General features: G+C 68.4%; 15 protein-coding genes. 4 read left to right on the top strand and 11 right to left on the bottom strand.

The window, feature by feature from the left end; genetic code table 11:
• Nucleotides 1-51 precede the first annotated feature (51 nt).
• Complete coding sequence (locus HF203_RS01010) at nt 52-2,604, top strand: PAS domain-containing sensor histidine kinase (RefSeq protein ID WP_168665693.1); 2,553 nt, start codon at nt 52-54, stop codon at nt 2,602-2,604.
• The gene (locus HF203_RS01005) at nt 2,594-3,214 is read left to right on the top strand and encodes a response regulator transcription factor (RefSeq protein WP_168665691.1); all 621 of its coding nucleotides are present in this window, start codon (nt 2,594-2,596) and stop codon (nt 3,212-3,214) included. The genes HF203_RS01010 and HF203_RS01005 overlap by 11 nt, the downstream gene beginning before the upstream one ends.
• A gap of 818 nt (nt 3,215-4,032) precedes the next feature.
• On the opposite strand, the gene HF203_RS01000 is transcribed toward HF203_RS01005, so the two are convergent.
• Nucleotides 4,033-4,770, bottom strand: coding sequence for a class I SAM-dependent methyltransferase (locus tag HF203_RS01000; protein WP_168665690.1), 738 nt, complete (start codon nt 4,768-4,770; stop codon nt 4,033-4,035).
• Entirely contained in the window at nt 4,767-5,963 is a 1,197-nt protein-coding gene (locus HF203_RS00995) for a BtaA family protein (RefSeq protein ID WP_168665688.1), read from the bottom strand. The genes HF203_RS01000 and HF203_RS00995 overlap by 4 nt, the downstream gene beginning before the upstream one ends.
• Before the next feature lie 242 nt (nt 5,964-6,205).
• Here HF203_RS00995 and HF203_RS00990 point away from each other — a divergent pair, with 242 nt between their 5' ends.
• Together HF203_RS00990 and HF203_RS00985 are read left to right on the top strand one after the other, a co-directional pair.
• Nucleotides 6,206-7,189: an aldolase catalytic domain-containing protein gene (locus HF203_RS00990; RefSeq protein WP_168665686.1), complete on the top strand. Its 984-nt coding sequence runs from the start codon at nt 6,206-6,208 to the stop codon at nt 7,187-7,189.
• A 249-nt stretch (nt 7,190-7,438) separates the two neighbouring features.
• Complete coding sequence (locus HF203_RS00985; RefSeq protein ID WP_168665684.1) at nt 7,439-8,725, top strand: citrate synthase; 1,287 nt, start codon at nt 7,439-7,441, stop codon at nt 8,723-8,725.
• A 12-nt stretch (nt 8,726-8,737) separates the two neighbouring features.
• Here the strand turns inward: HF203_RS00985 and fdxB are convergent, their stop codons facing one another.
• The 9 genes from fdxB to recQ all read right to left on the bottom strand — a co-directional run bounded on the left by fdxB (nt 8,738) and on the right by recQ (nt 17,672).
• A complete protein-coding gene (gene fdxB, locus HF203_RS00980) occupies nt 8,738-9,037 on the bottom strand; it encodes a ferredoxin III, nif-specific (protein ID WP_168665682.1) in 300 nt (99 codons plus the stop codon).
• A 91-nt stretch (nt 9,038-9,128) separates the two neighbouring features.
• Nucleotides 9,129-9,602: a NifX-associated nitrogen fixation protein gene (locus HF203_RS00975; RefSeq protein WP_168665680.1), complete on the bottom strand. Its 474-nt coding sequence runs from the start codon at nt 9,600-9,602 to the stop codon at nt 9,129-9,131.
• Between the two features lie 42 nt (nt 9,603-9,644).
• Nucleotides 9,645-10,064, bottom strand: a complete 420-nt coding sequence (locus tag HF203_RS00970) for a SoxR reducing system RseC family protein (RefSeq protein WP_168665678.1) — start codon at nt 10,062-10,064, stop codon at nt 9,645-9,647.
• Nucleotides 10,052-10,531, bottom strand: a complete 480-nt coding sequence (locus HF203_RS00965; protein ID WP_168665676.1) for a NifB/NifX family molybdenum-iron cluster-binding protein — start codon at nt 10,529-10,531, stop codon at nt 10,052-10,054. Before HF203_RS00965 ends, HF203_RS00970 begins: the two co-directional genes overlap by 13 nt.
• A gap of 13 nt (nt 10,532-10,544) precedes the next feature.
• Complete coding sequence (gene nifN, locus HF203_RS00960; protein WP_168665674.1) at nt 10,545-11,921, bottom strand: nitrogenase iron-molybdenum cofactor biosynthesis protein NifN; 1,377 nt, start codon at nt 11,919-11,921, stop codon at nt 10,545-10,547.
• On the bottom strand, nt 11,914-13,338 hold the full coding sequence (nifE, locus tag HF203_RS00955) for a nitrogenase iron-molybdenum cofactor biosynthesis protein NifE (protein ID WP_168665672.1): 1,425 nt from the start codon (nt 13,336-13,338) through the stop codon (nt 11,914-11,916). Before nifE ends, nifN begins: the two co-directional genes overlap by 8 nt.
• Before the next feature lie 273 nt (nt 13,339-13,611).
• Nucleotides 13,612-14,583 (bottom strand): ARPP-1 family domain-containing protein, encoded by a 972-nt coding sequence (locus HF203_RS00950; RefSeq protein WP_168665670.1) that lies wholly within the window; start codon nt 14,581-14,583, stop codon nt 13,612-13,614.
• 316 nt (nt 14,584-14,899) lie between these two features.
• A complete protein-coding gene (locus HF203_RS00945) occupies nt 14,900-15,481 on the bottom strand; it encodes a pseudouridine synthase (protein WP_168665667.1) in 582 nt (193 codons plus the stop codon).
• 4 nt (nt 15,482-15,485) lie between these two features.
• A complete protein-coding gene (gene recQ / locus HF203_RS00940; protein WP_168665665.1) occupies nt 15,486-17,672 on the bottom strand; it encodes a DNA helicase RecQ in 2,187 nt (728 codons plus the stop codon).
• Nucleotides 17,673-17,727: the final 55 nt, after the last annotated feature.

Below are 17,727 nucleotides of genomic sequence, written 5' to 3'. Positions count from 1 at the left end.
AAGCGGATCGTCATTAAACCATTTTTGTTCCGTCTGTTGCGACGCGTGCCGATGCCACTGATCTCGATCGTGGTCGGGGTGACGGCGGGGCTCGTGGTGTGGGCGATGCTCGAACAGATCCAGAGCCGGCAGGTCAACAAGATCTTCGGCCAGGAACTCGAGGCGCAGCTTGACCTACGGGCCCGCGAGAGCCTGATCCGCTTCGATCGTTATCTCGCGAGCTATGGTGCCACCACCCGGTTGCTGGCCAACTATCAGCGCCTCTCGGAGTATCTGGAACCCTTGTTCTGGTCTCGCGAGGCGGCGGGTACTCCCTTGATATATAAGGAGTTCCGTCCCTATTGGCTGCCCGACTTCTTCGAGCGCGACGCGCTCAGTCCGCCGAGCCACGTGTTGCTTACCGACACCGAGGGACAGGTGCGCGAGATCTATCAGGCCGGCGCACGCCCGGTGCCCGAGCGCCTGGCCGTGAGGGTGCCCTCCAACCTCCTCGACATCCGCGACGTACGCACCGTGATCGATCGGCTCGGCGACCAGCTCTATCTGATCGCCAGCGACTCGATGGCCGACGCCGGCGGTTACGAGATGGGGCATCTGGTGGTGCTGGTACCGGTTGATGATGACTTCCTCGCCGCCTCGCAACGCGGGGTCGACGTCGGTCGTGCGGCGGTGGCGCTGGTCGACGGCGATGATCAGCGCATCGTCGCCAGCCTCGACACCGCGAGCCTGCCGCCGGGCACCACGCTCGATCGCTGGCACGCGCTCTACGTCGTCACCTCCCAGACCCTCCCCGAGTACGAGGGCAGCGACTCCAACCTGCTGTTCGCGACCTTCGTCTCGCAGGCGGCGGTGGAGAAGATGTCGCGCCATGTGAGCATCTTCGAGCGGCGCCAGCGCGGGCTCGCTGCGGCGGTGTTCATCATCGTCTTCACCGCGGTGATCTATCTCGTCTCCTCGCGGTTGAACAAGGTGCTCAAGCGGATGACGCGCTTCTCGCAGCGCGCCCTCGGCATCGCTGAGCCCGGGTTCAACCATCGTGGCGGCAACCAATTGGTGCTGCTCGAGGAGTGGATCCAGCACTTCAGCCAGCTGGTGCTGGCCGCGCGCGACGAGATGAACCGCCGTCACCAGGCCGAGATGCGCGAGAGCGAAGCGCTCAAGGCGGCGATGATGGAGGCCTCGCTCGACGCCATCGTCACCCTCGATCACGCCGGTCACGTCATCGAGTTCAACCCCGCCGCCGAGCGCCTGCTCGGCCACCGTCGTCAGGACGCCCTGGGGCTGGTGTTCGTGCGCGAGTGCCTGCCCGAGACCGCGCGTGAGGGCTTCAGCGCGTTGCTCGAGCGCTCGCGTCGTCCCGACGCCGGTCCCCAAGGGCGCGGCGAGCTGCGGGCGCGCCGTGCCGACGGCGAGGAGGTGCCAGTGGAGATCTCGATCGCCCCGATCGTGCTCGAGGCCGAGCGCTTCTACACCCTCTATATCCACGACATCACCGAGCGCAAGCAGGCCGAACAGGAGATCAAGGGGTTGGCGCGCTTCGCCAGCGAGAGCCCCAACCCCATCCTGCGCGTCACCGCCAGCGGGCTGCTGGTCTATGCCAACAACGCCTCGCGTCCGCTGCTCACCGCCTGGGCGGCGCAGCCCGGTGACCTGCTCCCCGAGCCGTGGCGCGCCGAGGTCGCCCAGGCGCTCGCCGGCGTCGAACAGCGCGAGTGCGAGCTGGAGGTCGCCGGCCAGCTGTTCTCGCTGCTGTTCGCGCCCATCGCCGACCTTGGCTATGTCAACATCTACGCCCGCGACATCACCGCGGTGCGCCGCGCTGAGCAGGAGTCGCGCCAGCACCAGGCCGAGCTGGTCCACGTCTGTCGTCTCAGCACCATGGGCGAGGTGGCCACCGGCATGGCCCACGAACTCAACCAGCCGCTCGCGGCGATCGTCAACTATGCCAGCGGCTGCACGCGGCGACTGCAGGGCGGGGCGGGCGAGACCGAGGCGCTGATCGGCGCCATGGGACAGATCACCGCCCAGGCGCAGCGCGCCAGCGAGATCATCCGCCGGCTGCGTGCCCTGGTCGGCAAGCAACCGCCGATCCGCGCCCAGGCCGACCTCAACCACCTGGTGCGTGAGGTCTGCTCCTTCGTCGAGTTCGAGACCCGGCGCCTGGATCTGGCGATCGCGCTGGCACTGGCGCCCGAGCCGATCCCGGTGCGGGTCGATCTGGTGCAGGTCGAACAGGTGCTGCTCAACCTGGTGCGCAACGCCCTCGATGCGCTCGAAGAGGTCGACGCGTTCACGCGACACCTGGGCATCCGCACTTGGCAGGAAGGCGACGAGGCGCGGGTGGCAATCCGCGATACCGGACCGGGTATCGTGCCGGAACGGATCGAAGCCCTGTTCGATGCCTTCGTCACCACCAAGGAGGGGGGTATGGGGATGGGGTTGGCGATCAGTCAGACCATCATCGAGAATCACGAGGGCCGTATCTGGGCCGAGTCGGCGCCCGGACGTGGTACGACCTTCTTCATCGCGCTGCCGCTCGCCGTCGCCGAGGCGGAGGAGACGGCACAGCAACCATCGCAAGTTGGGAATAGCAATGCATCATGACGCGACCGTGTTCGTCGTCGACGACGACCAGGCCATGCGCACCTCGCTGCAGTGGCTGATCGAGTCCACGGGGATGTCGGTACAGACCTTCGAATCGGCCGACGCCTTCCTCGCTAACCACTATCCGGGGCGCGCCGGCTGCCTGCTGCTCGACGTGCGCATGCCAGGGATGAGCGGGCTGGAGCTGCAGAGCTATCTCGCCCGCGAGGGCTACCGCCTGCCGGTGATCCTGATCACCGGTCACGGCGACGTGAGCATGGCGGTCAAGGCGATGAAGGCCGGCGCCTTCGACTTCATCGAGAAGCCCTTCCACGACGAGGACCTGCTCGACAGCATCCGCAACGCCCTCGACTACGACGAACGCCACCGCGCCTCCCAGGCCACCCGCGCCCAGATCGCCATGCGCCTGGCCGAACTCACCCCGCGCGAGCACGAGGTCATGGCCATGGTCACCGACGGCAAGTCCAACAAGGAGATCGCCGCCGCGCTCGGCGTCAGCGCCAAGACCGTCGAGGCCCACCGCGCCCGGGTGATGGAGAAGATGCGCGCCGGCTCACTCGCCGAACTCGTCCGCATGGCCCTGATCGCCGCCCCCGAATCGATGCTCTGAGTGCCTGTGTTGGGTGACCCATCCACGGGCGCTGCCGATTCGTCGATGGGGCGGTGGATAGCACGTAGGTGGGGTTGCCAACGGCAACCCAACACCGGCGCCGAAGCCCGGCGATCACGCGCCGCTGTTGGGTTAACCGTCCACGATCGTCGCCGATTCGTCGATGGGGTGGTGGACGGACGGTTAACCCAACCTACGAGACTTTGCGTCCTTGGCGTCTTTGCGGTTCGAACCAGCTTCCAGCGCCGTAGGTTGGGTTGCCAACGGCAACCCTACACCGGCCCCGAAGCCCGGCGATCACGCGCCGCTGTTGGGTTAACCGTCCACGACCGTCGCCGATTCGTCGACGGGGCGGTGGACGGACGGTTAACCCAACCTACGAGACTTCGCGTCCTTGGCGTCTTTGCGGTTCGAACCAGCTTCCAGCGCCGTAGGTTGGGTTGCCAGCGGCAACCCAACACCGACATCGGGTGATCGTGCACCGGCGCCGAAGACCGGCGATCGTACCTCGATGTTGGGTTAACCGTCGCCGAACGTCGTCGATTCGTCGATGGAACGGTGGACGGACGGTTAACCCAACCTACGAGACTTTGCGTCCTTGGTGTCTTTGCGGTTCGAACCAGCTTCCAGCGCCGTAGGTTGGGTTGCCAGCGGCACCCCAACACCGACATCGGGTGATCGTGCAGCGGCGCCGAAGCCCGGCGATCGCGCCTCGATGTTGGGTTAACCGTCGATGAACGTTGCCGATTCGTCGGTGGCATGGTGGACGGACGGTTAACCCAACCTACGAGACTTCGCGTCCTTGGCGTCTTTGCGGTTCAGTCTTGACGGCTGTCCGCGAGCGACTTGCGCCCGACGAAGCGGTAGTAGGGCACGCGCAGGCCGGGGAGGTAGGGGATCGGGGCGAGGTGTTCGTCGAGCTGGTGGTCGGGGAGGTGGTCGCGCAACCAGCGCAGCGGCTCGGGGCTGGGGTGGACGCCATCGTGGGCGAACCAGCGGGGCCAGAAGGCGCGGGCGAGGGCGCCGTGGCGGGTGTTGCCGGGGCCGCCTTGGGCGTCGGAGACGTAGAAGTCGACCACCCCTAGGGTGCCGCCGGGGCGGAGCATGGCGAGGGCGTTTGCGAGTACCGCCCGCCAGTTGGGCATCATCGTCAGCGAGTAGGCGCAGTAGACGCAGTCGACCGGCCCCTCGGGGCGATAGTCGGCGGCGTCGGCTTCGATCACCCGCACCCTGGCGAGGCCGGCGGTGCGCCGGCGCGCCTCGTCGAGCAGCGCCGGGCAAAGGTCGACGAGATCGATCCGGCCGAGGGTATCGAGGCGTTCTCCGAGATAGAGCAGGTTGCGTCCGGTGCCGGCGCCGAGTTCGACCAGATACGCGCCGGGCGCCGGGTCGAGTGCGGCGATCAACTGCGCGCGTCCGTGCAGCAGGCGCTCGCGGAAGCGATCGTAGTACGCCGCCTGGGGGGCGTAGAAGTGCTGTAGCCGTTCGGCGTGCGAGCCCTGGCGACGCTGGCCGCGCAGCAGGTGGAGGAGGATGCGCGCGTCGCTGCCGATCATGCGCGCACATCCGCGATGTGGAAGCCGGCGTAGGTGTGCACGCGATCGAGGCGGTTGAGCGCGGCGGCGCGCTCGGGGTGGAAGCGCAGACGCTCGCTCAAGCGGGTGCGCTCGGGGCCGAGTTCGAGCCGTTCGAGATAGCGCGGCGCGACATGGGCGCTGCGGAAGATGATCCGCGCATCGGCGCTGGCGCGTGCGAGGATCGCCTGCCACTCCTCGGCGAGTGCCTCGGGGTGGTAGGAACTCATCCAGTCCATGTGATCGAGCAGCACGTACTTGGAGATGGGCTCGTCCGTGGCGTGGAGGAACTCGGTGACGGTGCAGGTGTGCGGCACGATGCGCTCGACCAGCCCGGCCTTGAGCGCGGCGAAGTTGTCGCGCTTGAGATACTCGGGGCAGCACGCCGGGGTGTAGCGACCGCGCAGATAGACCGACCAGAAGTAGTTGTCGGCGAGCGGCAGTTGGCGCAGCACGTATTCGAGCGCCTCGCGGATGAAGCCGGCGACGCCCTGCGCGTGCTGTGCCTGGACCTCCTTGCGCTGCGGATGGGGGACACCGAGCAGGCTCATGGTGAGCTGGCGCGAGAGCGTCCAGTTGAGCGCCGGGGTCCAGAACAGCGGCTGGACGCGGGTGTCGTAGATCTCGCGCTGGTGGTCGAGGTCGGCGCTGGCGAACAGCGCGCGCACGTGGGCGGCCAGTTGGGGGCGGGCGCGCAGATAGGCGTGGAAGAGCCGGGCGACGACCCCGGAGAGACCGTGGAAGTAGAAGCTGCCATTGGGGTTGCCGAACCAGACCGCACGTTTATCCCAGAAGGTACGGGCAAAGGGCGTGAGCCGATCGCGCAGGGCGTTGTGGTAGAGCGCGCGGAAGTCCGGGTGGTAACCGTGGCCAAAGACGGCGAAGAAGTCGTCGAACTCGAGTGCGCGGATGCCGGCGAGCTTGAGTTCGAGCAGCGCGTTCTGACGCGGGTTGGCGTCCACCGCGTGGATCCGTCGCGGCGCGGTGAGGGCGTAGTCGAGCACGTTGCAACCGGCGCTGGTGATCACCAACAGGGTGTCGTCAGCGCTTAGCTCGAGGGCCAGCCGGTCGACCGCCGGGTCCTCCCAGCAGGTGTTGTAGACCAGCGCGCGTGAGTAGATGGCGTCGAAGACCCGTTGGTCGATGCGGTCGGCGAGTGTCGGTGCGGTTTTCAAGCGTTGGCTCCCTGGCCGGTGGACCGGATCGGGTTTTCGCAATGCGTGTTCACCCAGGTCGCGTCAGGATAGGCCGCTTTAGTGACCGTGGCGTGGCGTGGCCGCGACGAAGCGGTTGCGGATCGGTTGCGGCGGGATTGCCCCGGCCCTTTGCCCATCCCTGGCCTGAGCCGGTTTGATCACCGGGCTCAGGCGCTCAATAATGATCTGCCAACCATATGGAATTCGCGGAGAAACGAACGATGTCCGAAAAGGCCCCCTGGATCACCTTCCGGCCTGAACTCAAGGTCCTCGACTGCACGGTTCGGGACGGGGGGCTGGTGAATGCCCATCGCTTCGACGATGCCTTCGTCAGCGCCGTCTACCACGCCTGTGTCGATGCCGGGATCGACTACATGGAGATCGGCTATAAGAACTCGAAGCGGGTCTTCCCCAAGGACAAGTTCGGGCCTTGGCGTCACTGTGACGAGGCCGACATCCGCCGTGTTGTCGGCGATCACGATGCCGAGAAGACCGGGCTCAAGCTCGCGGCCATGGCCGATGCCGGCAAGAGCGACTGGGAGCAGGACCTGGTGCCGGCGGCCGACAGCCCGCTGTCGATGATTCGGGTGGCCTTCTACGCCCACCAGGTCTCCGAGGCGGTGGACATGATCCACCACGCCCACGAACTCGGCTACGAGACCACCGCCAACCTGATGGCCGTCTCCAACATCACCGAGGAGGAGATCGACAAGGTCCTCGAGGCCGTCTCCCACACTCCGGCCTCGACCATGGTCATCGTCGACAGCTTCGGCTACCTCTACCGCGAACAGATCGACCGGCTCTACCACAAGTACACCGACGCGCTCGCCGGCAAGGGCATGGAGATCGGTATCCACGCCCACAACAACCTGCAGCTGGCCTTCGCCAACACCATCGAGGCGATCATCCTCGGCTGCAATCGTGTCGACTCGACCATCTACGGTTTCGGCCGCGGCGCGGGCAACTGCCACACCGAGCTGCTGCTCGGCTTCCTGCGCAACCCCAAGTTCGACGTCCGTCCGATCGTCGAGGTGATCCAGAAGTACATGCTGCCGCTGCGCAAGGAGCTCGACTGGGGGCCGTCGCTGCCCTACAACCTCACCGGTCAGCTCAACCAGCACCCGCGCTCGGCGATCGAGTGGCGTGAGGGTCCGACCCCGGAAGACTTCCTCGGCTTCTACGACAAGCTGGTCGCCGAGATCTGAAGGGCACGGGGCGCGGTTGGTCGCGCGCGCGACTCGGCAGCCTTGGTGAAGGGCTGATCCGGTCGGCTCACGGGGTCTTCCCGTCGCGCATCCGCCGACGTTCCCAACGTACCGGTACGAACGCGCCCGCTCTGGCCCCCTTGCCAGACGGGCGCGTTCGCGTTACACCATCGACTCCGATCCCGAGCGCGCACGCCCTCTCCGGGGCGCGCCACCCGGTCCCTGTGCATCTTCTCGGAGTCTCTCTCCATGTCCGACCAAGCGACCCTGATCCTGGGTGACGCGCATCATTCACTGCCCCTCGTCACCGGCAGCGCCGGCGAGCGCGCGATCGACATCCAGACACTGCGTGCCCGCACCGGGTTGATCGCGCTCGATCCGGGCTATGCCAATACCGGCAGCTGTCGCAGCGCCATCACCTATATCGATGGTGAGCGGGGCATTCTGCGCTATCGGGGTATCCCCATCGAGCAGTTCGAGCACAACCCCAACTTCGTCGAGGTCGCCTGGCTGCTGATCTTCGGTCACCTGCCCAACGCCCGCGAGTATGCCGACTTCTCCGCCGAACTGACCGCCTGCGCCAACCTCGACGAGGGGATGAAGCATCATTTCGAGGGCTTCCCGCGCGCCGCACCGCCGATGGCGATCCTCTCGGCGATGATCAATGCGCTCTCCTGTTTCCATCCCGAACTCTTCGAACTCGACGACGAGCAGCGCTTCCGTGCCGCCGCCGCCGGGCTGATCAGCCGTATCCGCACCATCGCCGCCTACGCCTATCGTCACTCCATCGGACAGCCCTACATCTATCCCCACCCCGGGCTGCGTTATGTGCCGAACTTTCTGCATATGATGTTCTCCGACCCCTACGCCGAGTACGTCTGTGATCCGCTGGTGCGCGACGCGATCAACCTGGTGTTGTTGCTCCATGCCGATCACGAGCAGAATTGCTCGACCTCGACAGTGCGTATGGTCGGTTCAAGCCAGGCGAATCTGTTCGCCGCCTGTGCCGCCGGCGTGTGTGCGCTGTGGGGACCCTTGCACGGGGGCGCCAATGTCGCGGTGTTGCGCATGCTCGAGGAGATCCATCAGGGGCGGATCACCCCCGAGGAGTACGTCCGGCTGGCCAAGGACCGAGACAGCAAGGTGCGGCTGATGGGCTTCGGTCATCGGGTCTACAAGCAGTTCGATCCACGTGCGCAGATCCTCGGTCGGGTGGCCGAGCGCCTGCTCGCCCAGCTCGGGCTGCACGATCCGCTGCTCGACATCGCCCGCCGGCTCGAGGAGATCGCGCGCGAGGATGCCTATTTCATCGATCGCCAGCTCTACCCCAACGTCGATTTCTACAGCGGCATCATCATGCGTGCGGTGGGTATCCCCACCAACATGTTCACGGTGATGTTCGCGATGGGACGGTTACCGGGCTGGATTGCGCACTGGTGGGAGCAGACGCGCGCCGGGGGGCGTATCGCCCGGCCGCGTCAGCTCTATGTCGGCTCCGCCCCGGTCGATTATGTGCCGATGGATCAGCGCGACTGAGCGCCTGCCCGATCAGGCTGCCACCGCGCTGGGTTGATGGCTGAGGCAGCCCTTGGGACAGACCCGGGAGCAGGCGGCGCAGCCGATGCAATCGAGCGCATCGGCAAGGTGCATGACCATCCCCGGCGCGTCGTCGAAGTCGTCGTCGTCCTCGATCGTGTCGAGGTCGTCGCGATCGATCAGGGTGAAGACCTCACGTGGGCAGACCTTGTAGCAGCGGCCACAGCCGATGCAGCGCTCCTGGTCGATGGTGATGACGAATGACGGGGTCCACTCGACCCCGCCCCGAGTGATGCCGGTGATGACAGTCATGACGCGTGGCTCCCGATCTGCGGTACTGATGGTCGCGTGCCGTGGTTGACGCGACCGGCGCGTGGCCGGTCGCAGGGGCTGGAGGCGCGGTTCAGAGCCCGGCCACCTTGGGGTGTTCGCCGATCAGCTCGATGGCCACCGAGAGGTACTTGTCGGCCTCGTCCTTCATCCGCGACAGGCTGGGGAAGCCGAAGCGGTGCACGTCGCGCAGGGTGCGGTCGAGCACCACCAGCTTGCCGACGGTGATCAGCGCCCGGCCGAAACCCTCGTGGCTGAGATGCACCAGGGGCACGGCCATCAGCCCGCACTCGGACTCGATCAGCGCCGCGATGGCGTTGTAGAAGGCCTTGACCCGCTCGACCACGATCTCGTCGGGGTCGCCGATGATGGGGATCTCGCGTCGTGCTTCCTTGGTGAGGACGAAGGGATCGAGCAGATCGGCGTTGGCGAGGTGCTCGTACTGGCCATAGGCGTCGATCGCTCGCATCTGGCGCACCATCTCGATCATGAAGTCGCTCTCGAGCAGCCCTCGGCTGGCCATTGTGGCCGTCGCGGTGTCGGTCATCGTCGTGTCTCCTGACTGGGATCTTGGGTCGGGGGTGATGAATCAGCACAGGCGCCGTAGCACCACCGGCCGGGGTGCCGCGCGCCCGAGCCGCTCGGCCAGCCACAGCCCGGCACCGAGTGCGAGCAGCGCACCGCCGAGCGTGGCCCACAGCGGCAGCGCGAAGCGGGTGCCGACCCAAGCCGTCGCGGCCAGTGCCAGCAGCGGCAGCAGATAGGCGAGGATGGCGGCGCGTAGCAGTCCGGCGCCGGGGATGCCGATCACCACCGACTCGCCGGGGCTGAGTCCGAGTGGGTCGTCGATGGCGATCTGTCGGCCCCGCCCGCGGCGCCCGACCGTGGCGCCGGCGCAATAGCCCGACTGGGCGCAGCCGGAGCAGGCGCCGGCGTTGTTGGGCGCGACCCAGGCGCGTGGCGGGGCGCTCGCGGTCACTACCGCGATGGTCTCGATCATTCGCTCCATCCCTCGGCCTCCATCTGGTCGAAGCGTGCATGGGCCGGTTCGCCGCGAGGCGCCGGTGCGAGTGCGCGTGTCAGCCACGGGCTGGGGCGCCCGCGCAGCTCGCCCTGCAGCGCTGCGATCTGGGCGCGGATCCGGGTGCCGTGGGGCACCTTGAACGGCTGGATCCCGAGGGCGCAGAGCCGTCGGACCGCCGAGGCGCCGATCGCCGTGCAATAGACGGCGAGACAGCCCTCGAGCGCGCCGATACGCTCGCCGAGCTTGTCCCCGTTGCCGTCATCAACCCCCGGGGCGAACTCGATGACCTCGATGAGTCGATGACGGGCGTGATCGACGCCGTGGATCACGAAGGCCCGGGTGGCACCGAAGTGCTGGTCGATGCGCGTGCGGTCGCTGCTGGCGAAGGCCACCCGCAGCGGGCGCCTGGCCGGCGCGGTGGCACTCTCGAGCAGTCGCAGTCGTCGTTGCATCCGTGCCTCCCGGCTAGGCCGCCGTGCGTTCGTGCTCGGGCCATTGCTTGAGCCGCGAGCGATAGGGATGGATTTCGCCGCGCTCGAGTTCGAGCAGTAGGTTGGCGAGTTCGAAGAGGGTGTCGCGGGTGCCTTGGTAGCCGATCCAGGTGCGGCGGAAACCGCCGAGCCGATCGAACTGCGGGAAGCCGGCGCGCAGCAGCGGGATGCCGAGCCGGGCGGCGCTCTGCACGCCGTGGGCATTGGCCACCAGCAGCTCGGCGTGCGCGGCCCCGGCCTGTCGCTCGAGGTCCTCGAGGTCGCCGATGCGGACCTCGGCACACCGGGCGCGGGCGAGCACCGGGGCATTGCTCGGCGCGACTGCGGCCACGGTCTCGGCACCGACCCCGGCGAGCAGCTCGGTCCAGCCGACCAGCAGGTCGGGGTCGGCGGCGATCGCCACCCGGGTCATGCCGAGCATGAAGTGGCTGTCGAGCATGGCGTCCTGGAGCTGCTCGCGCTGGCGCTCGATGGCCGCCGGCACCGGCCTCTCGGCGATCGCCGAGAGGGTCAGCATCAGCTGGTCGACCGCCTCGATCCCGAGCAGATGGGTGAAGCGGTGATCGGGCACCCCGGTGCGCTCGGCGAGCAGGTCGGCGGCCTCGCCGAGGGCATCGCCGATCACCAGGGTGGCGGCGGCCCCGCCGAGCTCGGCGAAGGCGCCGATCGGCGTGCCGCCGGTGGTCAGCGCGCTGTAGTCGGCGGTGGGCAGGTGACCGTCGAGCGAACCCGAGAGGTCGGGTAGCACCAGCGCCTCCAGCTCGAAGGCGGCGATCAGCGTCTTGAGGTGTTCGAGGTCACCGGGGGTGAGGTGGGCGCCGGCGAGGACGTTGACCCGGCGCGATCGCCGTGCCGCGCGGCGCGGCTCGCCGCTCGGCACCAGGGCGTCGATCAGCGCGCGCACCGCGGCGGCATAGCCCGACTCCAGCGAGCCGCAGTAATCCGGGGTGGCGACCGCGACCACCGCGGTGTCGGCGTGCTCCGGGTGGGCGGCGCGGAAGGTGCGGATGCCACGCTCGACGTCCGCTCCCTGGGTCTCGACCAGCCCGGTGGTGGGGATGCCGATCAGCGCCGGGGCGCTCTTTGCGCAGAGGGTGCAGAGCCCCTCGACCAGCTGCTCGTCGCCGCCCATGATCGCGCTGACCTGATCGATGGCGGTGGTCTGCAGCGGGATCGGTTCGCGGAAGTGACGCACCAGGAACACCTTGCCGAAGGCGGTGCAGCCCTGCGAGCCGTGCAGCATCGGGATGGCGCGGTCGAGGCCGAGGAAGGCGAGCGCGGCGCCGAGGGTGGAGCTGGCCTTGAGCGGATTGACCGCCAGCGCCTTGTTACGTTTGCGGATCTCAGCCATGACGGGCGACCTCCTGGAGCGGGCGTGGGGGCTCGGCGCTGGTGCCCGACCACGGCGGCGGCTGGCGCACCGCGTCCCAGATCGGGCTCTCCACGGTCAGGCAGAGCTGGCGCGCCAGCTCCACCATCCCGGCATAGCCGGCGTAGCCGAATTCGCGCTCCTGGTTGATGTCGAGGAAGGGGATGCGCGCCTTGAGCGCGGTGTAGAGGTTGCGTCCACCGGCGATCAGCACGTCGACCCGGTGGGTGTTGACCAGGTCGATCAGGGTGCGCGGGTTGCCCTCCTCGAGCATCACCGCATCCTCGCCCATCAGCGCGCGGATACGCGCCTTGTCCTCCTCGGTGGACTTGCGGGTACCGGTGGCGACTACCGTCATGCCGAGGTCTTGCAGTGCGGAAATCACCGACCAGGACTTGACCCCGCCGGTGTAGAGCAGCACCCGACGCCCGGCCAGGCGCGCGCGCCAGGGGGCGAGTGCGGCCGCCGCAGTGGCCTCCTCACGGGCGATCAACGCCTCGGTGCGCTGGTGCAGGTCGGGGTCGTCGATCAGGCGGGCGAAGTCGCGCAGCGCCGCCGAGCAGTCGGCGATGCCGTAGAAGCTGCCCTCGAACCAGGGGGTGGCGAAGGCCTCCTCAAGCCGGCGGGCGACATTGATCATCGCCTTGGAGCAGACCATCATGTTGGCCTCCGAGCGGTGCATGGTCTGCACCTCGCGAAAGCGCGCGTCGCCTGAGAGCGCGCACAGCACCCGCAGCCCGAGTTCGTCGAACAGCGGCAGCATGTGCCACAGCTCGCCGGCGATGTTGTACTCGCCGACCAGACAGATGTCGTGGACCTTGAACCCGGGGCGCTCGATCCCCGGCGGCAGTGGGTCGGGCTCGCGGGTGCCGCAGACCTCGCGCACCATGGTCTCGCCGGCGATGCGGTTGCCGAGGTTCTTGCTGCCGTAGAAGCTGGCGGCGTCGACCAGCACCACCGGGATCGACCAGCGCCGCTCGGCCTCGCGACAGACCGCGGCCACGTCCTCACCGGTGAGCGCTGGTACGCAGGTGTTGTAGACGAACACCGCCGCCGGCCGATGGGCATCGATCGCCTGACGGATGCCATGGAACAGGCGCTTTTCGCCGCGTCCCATGATCACGTCCTGCTCGGTGAGGTCGGTGGTCATGCCGACGCGATAGAGGCTGGGACCGCTCGAGCGCGCGCCGCGGTTATCCCAAGAGTTGCCGGCGCAGGCGATCGAGCCGTGTACCAGGTGGGCCACGTCACCGATCGGCAGCAGTGCGATCTGCGCGCCGTCGAAGGCGCAGCCACCGGCGGTCGCCCCCGGCTTGGGCCGCGCGCACCCCGACTTGTGCTTGTGGTTGTGCGCGCAGGCCGGCTCGTCGAGTAGCGCGGCGATCTCTTTTTGCTTCATTCGGTCACTCCTGGCGAATCCCTCTCTGGGACCATGGAGCACGGACCGTGCCGCTTTCTATGCGATTGAATGTGTTGGTGATTTCTTCGTGTCGCGGCGCGTACGCTGTCGTACAACCGACGTCTTTGCAGGGTTTGCGACAGGCGAAGCGGATGTCGGCCACCAGCCTTCAGCGCCCAGCCGCCAGTCAGCGCGAGTCTCTGGCGTCGACGCTGGAGGCCGGACACTTACTGGCGGCTGGCGGCTGGCGGCTGGCGGCTGGCGGCTCGTCGCTCAGCCGTTGAGCTGTGGGGCGATGTTCGGAGGGGGCTCGGGCTGGGCGGGGAAGGGGTTGCGGTAGACGTGCAGGTGCAGCAGGCGTCCGTCGACGAGCAGTCCGCCACCGCTCAGCCCAGGGACAGTCAGGCGCAGTAACTCGCTGCCGGGGTGGAGCGGTTGGCTCATCACCGGGGCGCCGGTGAGGGCGTCGAGTAGGGTTCCGGGGGCGTCGAGCGGGGCACGGCGGCGTTTGAAGCTCAGGCACTCGATGGCATCGAGGGCGTAGCTGGCGATGATCCGTGGCAACAGCTCGCGCAACGTGGCTGGATGGGCGAAGAGTTCGAGTCCGCAGATCCGTTCGTTGATGGCGATGATGGCGCCGATCTGGTCCGGCTGTGGTGGTAGGGCGCTGATGTACTGACCGATGAATTCGGCGTAGTCGTCGTAGAGGGCGCCGAGTGGTGGGTGGCTGTCGTGACAGTCCATGCGCGTGAGCTTGAGGGCGATGTCCTCGCAGAGTGCCCGTGGGTGCGGGGGCGTGGCGGGCTCGCCGAACAGGCGTGCGGTGATCCGCGCCGCACTGCGTGCCCGGGCACTGGCGAACAGCAGTTGCCCGGCGGGGGTGAGTTGGGTCGGGGTCGGTTGGTTGGCGCGTTGTTCGAGTGGGATGAGCGCGAGGGTCATGGATTCCCGCGGCGCGACCAGTAGGCTGTGTTCGAGCACATGGTCACCCGTTGCACCGCTCAGTGCCTCGCCCTCGAGGAGCAGCAAGGGGCGATCGCCAGTGTTGTGGAGCCTGGCCCCGGGGGCTTGGGCGCGGGTGCCGTGGGTCTGGATGCGTGCCCGTCTGCTGGCCAGGGCCGCGCCCAGGGTCAGGTAGTCGGGTGCAGTTGGTCGGACCGCGCAGATCGGGGTAAGGGTGATGTTGCGATAGCGTCGCGGCTCGGCGAGCGCGAGCGCGGGGAGGTAATGATGGAGCCTATCCATGAGGCTTTCTCCTTGTGCCGGAAACACTCGATGTCCTGGGTCACTGGGGATGCGTCGGTTGTCTCCCTCCCTGAGAGCGCACCTGACCAGGGCGTGGTTCGCCGGTCGTCGCATCCGTCTCGTCAGCCAGCTGCACGCCTCGGAACGGATCGTCGTGGCGTGTCACAGCGGCCTCGGGCACGGGGGCGCCCCGTGCCCGAGGCCCCAGTGTATTCCGATCGGGCGCCTTATCCCCTAAAAAGCGTCGGTTTATTGCGTTTACGCAATACCTGATTGGCGTCGAGGTCGGGCGTCGTCGGTGAAGGGGCGGGTTGGTTCAGCGGCGGCGTTGTCTGGGGCGCCGTGGCGCGGGCGCGGTGCGGGCCGGCAGGTCGAGCACGCGGAAGCGTCCGGGTTCGAGCCCGTCGAGCCGCCACTGACCGATGGCCATGCGCACCAGCCGCAGGGTCGGCAGCCCGACGGCGGCGGTCATGCGCCGCACCTGGCGGTTGCGGCCCTCGTGGATGGCGATCTCGATCCAGGCGGTGGGCACCGACTTGCGAAAGCGTACCGGTGGCTCGCGCGGCCACAGCGCCGGCTCGGCGATGGCGCGCACCCGTGCCGGACGGGTCGGGCCGTCCTTGAGCGTGACGCCGGCGGCGAGTGCCTCGAGCTGGGCGGCCTCCGGGGTGCCCTCGACCTGCACCCAGTAGGTCTTCCAGGCCTTGTGTCGAGGGTGGCTGATGCGGTGCTGGAGCTGGCCGTCGTCGGTGAGCAACAGCAGCCCCTCGCTGTCCTTGTCGAGCCGCCCGGCGGGATAGACGCCGGGCAGCGGGACGTGGTCGCTGAGGGTTGGGCCCTCGCCGGAGAACTGGCAGAGCACGCCGTAGGGCTTGTTGAGCAGGATCAGGCGGGACATCGGATCAATCACGCTCCAGGGCGGCGCGCACGCACTGCAGCACGCCGTAGTCGAACTCACCGCCGAGGGCCTCGTGGAGCGCGCGCAGCGGGCTGATGGCGTTCTCGGGCAGCGCGGCGAAGGCCGTCTCGATGCGCTGCAGGCTGGCGGCGTCGAGCCCGGTGGCGGTGGCTGCGTCGAGCTCGCCGGCGGCCACCGCGCGGGCGAGATGACCGTGGATGGTGCGCGGCTTGAGACCGCGGCGCGCGGCGATGGTGGCAACATCGGCGCCGGTGCGCGCCAGCGCCAGGGTCTCGCGCTCGCTGTCGCCGAGCCCGCGCGGCGCGCGCGGCCGGGGGGCTGCGCGTGGCGGCGGCGCAGCGGTGCCCTCGGGGCGGCCGTGTTCGGCGGCGTGGGCCCCGAGCACGGCGAGCAGTCCGGCGCCGAAGCGTTCGAGCTTGGCCTCGCCGAGCCCGCTGATGCGCGCGAGTTCGTCGAGATCGCGCGGGCGGTGGGCGAGCAGCTCCTGCAGGGTGAGATCGTTGAAGATCACATAGGCCGGGACGTTGTTGGCCTGGGCCAGCTCGCGACGATGGCCGCGCAGCGCCTCCCACAGCGCCTGGGCCTCGGCGTCGCGCGGCGCGGTCTCGACGGTGCCTTGGCGGGCGCGCTGGGCGCGGCGCGGCTCGGGGTCGCGGCGCAACTCGATGCGGGCCTCGCCGCGCAGCAGCGGGCGGCTGCGCTCGGTGAGGCGCAGCGCGCCGTGGCCCTGATGGTCGACCTCGACCAGCCCGGCGGCGACCAGCTGGCGATAGACCGAGCGCCACTGCGCGGCGCCGAGCTCCTGGCCGATGCCGTGGGTGCTCACCCGGTCGTGACCGAAGCGGCGGATGCGCTCGTGGTCCTTGCCGAGCAGCACGTCGGTGAGATAGGCGCTGCCGAAGCGCTGGCCGGTGCGATAGATGCACGAGAGCGCCTTGCGCGCGGCCTCGGTGCCGTCCCAGGTGTCGACCGGCTCGAGACAGGTGTCGCAGTTGCCGCAAGGCTCGACGCGGTGCTCGCCGAAGTACTCGAGCAGCACCTGACGGCGACAGGCGATGGTCTCGCAGTAGCCGAGCATGCCGTCGAGCTTCTGGCGCTCGATGCGCTTGAAGCGTTCGTCGGCCTCGGAGTCCTCGATGATCCGTCTGAGGGTGACTAGATCGCCGATGCCGTAGGTCATCCAGGCATCGGCGGGCAGGCCGTCGCGCCCGGCGCGCCCGGTCTCCTGGTAGTAGGACTCGAGGCTCTTGGGCAGGTCGAGATGGGCGACGAAGCGCACGTCGGGCTTGTCGATGCCCATGCCGAAGGCGATGGTGGCGACCATCACCACCCCCTCCTCGCGCAGGAAACGGGCCTGATGGGCGCGGCGCTGCTCGGCGGCGAGCCCGGCGTGATAGGGCAGGGCAGTGAAGCCCTCAGCGGCGAGGAAGGCGGCGGTGTCCTCGACGCGCTTGCGCGACAGACAGTAGACGATGCCGGCGTCCTGGGGGTGTTCGCGGCGGAGGAAATCGAGCAGCTGCTGGCGCGGGTTGGCCTTCTCCACCACTCGGTAGCGGATGTTCGGGCGGTCGAAGCTGGAGACGAACTGGTGCGCCCGCTCCAACCCCAGGCGCGAGACGATCTCGGCGCGGGTGGGCGCATCGGCGGTGGCGGTGAGGGCGATGCGCGGCACCTCGGGCCAGCGCGTGTGGAGCAGCCCGAGCTGGATGTACTCGGGGCGAAAGTCGTGCCCCCACTGCGAGACGCAGTGCGCCTCGTCGATGGCGAAGAGCGCGATGCGCGCCTCGCCGAGCAGGCCGAGGAAGCGCTCGGTGAGCAGCCGTTCGGGGGCGACGTAGAGCAGATCCAGGGTGCCCGCGCGCAGCGCCTCCTCGACGCCCTGCGCCGCCTCCGGGTCGAGGGTGGAGTTGAGATAGGCGGCGGCGACGCCGAGCTGGCGCATCGCGTCGACCTGATCCTGCATCAACGCGATCAGCGGCGAGACCACGATGGCGGTGCCGGGGCGCAGCAGCGCCGGGATCTGGTAGCACAGCGACTTGCCGCCGCCGGTGGGCATCAGTACCAGCGCGTCGTCGCCGGCGAGCAGGCGGTCGATGATCTCGGCCTGGTCGCCGCGGAAGCGCTCGTAGCCGAAGACGCGGTTGAGGATCTGCAGGGGTGTCTCTTGCACCTGGGAACGGACTCCTCGCCGGCCTCGTTGCGCCGGCGTCGTGTGAAGCGGGCCT

Source organism: Marichromatium bheemlicum, from assembly GCF_012276755.1.
GTDB lineage: Bacteria > Pseudomonadota > Gammaproteobacteria > Chromatiales > Chromatiaceae > Marichromatium > Marichromatium bheemlicum.
The sequence above is the reverse complement of the archived record's forward strand: the minus strand, read 5'-3'. Positions and strand labels throughout refer to the sequence as shown.

Excerpts from the sequence above, each read along its gene's own strand:
- fdxB (WP_168665682.1), bottom strand. The coding sequence starts at position 9,037 with ATGACTGTCATCACCGGCATCACTCGGGGCGGGGTCGAGTGGACCCCG.
- HF203_RS00990 (WP_168665686.1), top strand. The coding sequence starts at position 6,206 with ATGTCCGAAAAGGCCCCCTGGATCACCTTCCGGCCTGAACTCAAGGTC.
- HF203_RS01000 (WP_168665690.1), bottom strand. The coding sequence starts at position 4,770 with ATGATCGGCAGCGACGCGCGCATCCTCCTCCACCTGCTGCGCGGCCAG.
- HF203_RS01005 (WP_168665691.1), top strand. The coding sequence starts at position 2,594 with ATGCATCATGACGCGACCGTGTTCGTCGTCGACGACGACCAGGCCATG.
- HF203_RS00970 (WP_168665678.1), bottom strand. The coding sequence starts at position 10,064 with ATGGAGCGAATGATCGAGACCATCGCGGTAGTGACCGCGAGCGCCCCG.
- HF203_RS00950 (WP_168665670.1), bottom strand. The coding sequence starts at position 14,583 with ATGGATAGGCTCCATCATTACCTCCCCGCGCTCGCGCTCGCCGAGCCG.
- HF203_RS00965 (WP_168665676.1), bottom strand. The coding sequence starts at position 10,531 with ATGCAACGACGACTGCGACTGCTCGAGAGTGCCACCGCGCCGGCCAGG.
- nifE (WP_168665672.1), bottom strand. The coding sequence starts at position 13,338 with ATGAAGCAAAAAGAGATCGCCGCGCTACTCGACGAGCCGGCCTGCGCG.
- nifN (WP_168665674.1), bottom strand. The coding sequence starts at position 11,921 with ATGGCTGAGATCCGCAAACGTAACAAGGCGCTGGCGGTCAATCCGCTC.
- HF203_RS00975 (WP_168665680.1), bottom strand. The coding sequence starts at position 9,602 with ATGACCGACACCGCGACGGCCACAATGGCCAGCCGAGGGCTGCTCGAG.
- HF203_RS00945 (WP_168665667.1), bottom strand. The coding sequence starts at position 15,481 with ATGTCCCGCCTGATCCTGCTCAACAAGCCCTACGGCGTGCTCTGCCAG.
- HF203_RS01010 (WP_168665693.1), top strand. The coding sequence starts at position 52 with ATGCCACTGATCTCGATCGTGGTCGGGGTGACGGCGGGGCTCGTGGTG.
- HF203_RS00985 (WP_168665684.1), top strand. The coding sequence starts at position 7,439 with ATGTCCGACCAAGCGACCCTGATCCTGGGTGACGCGCATCATTCACTG.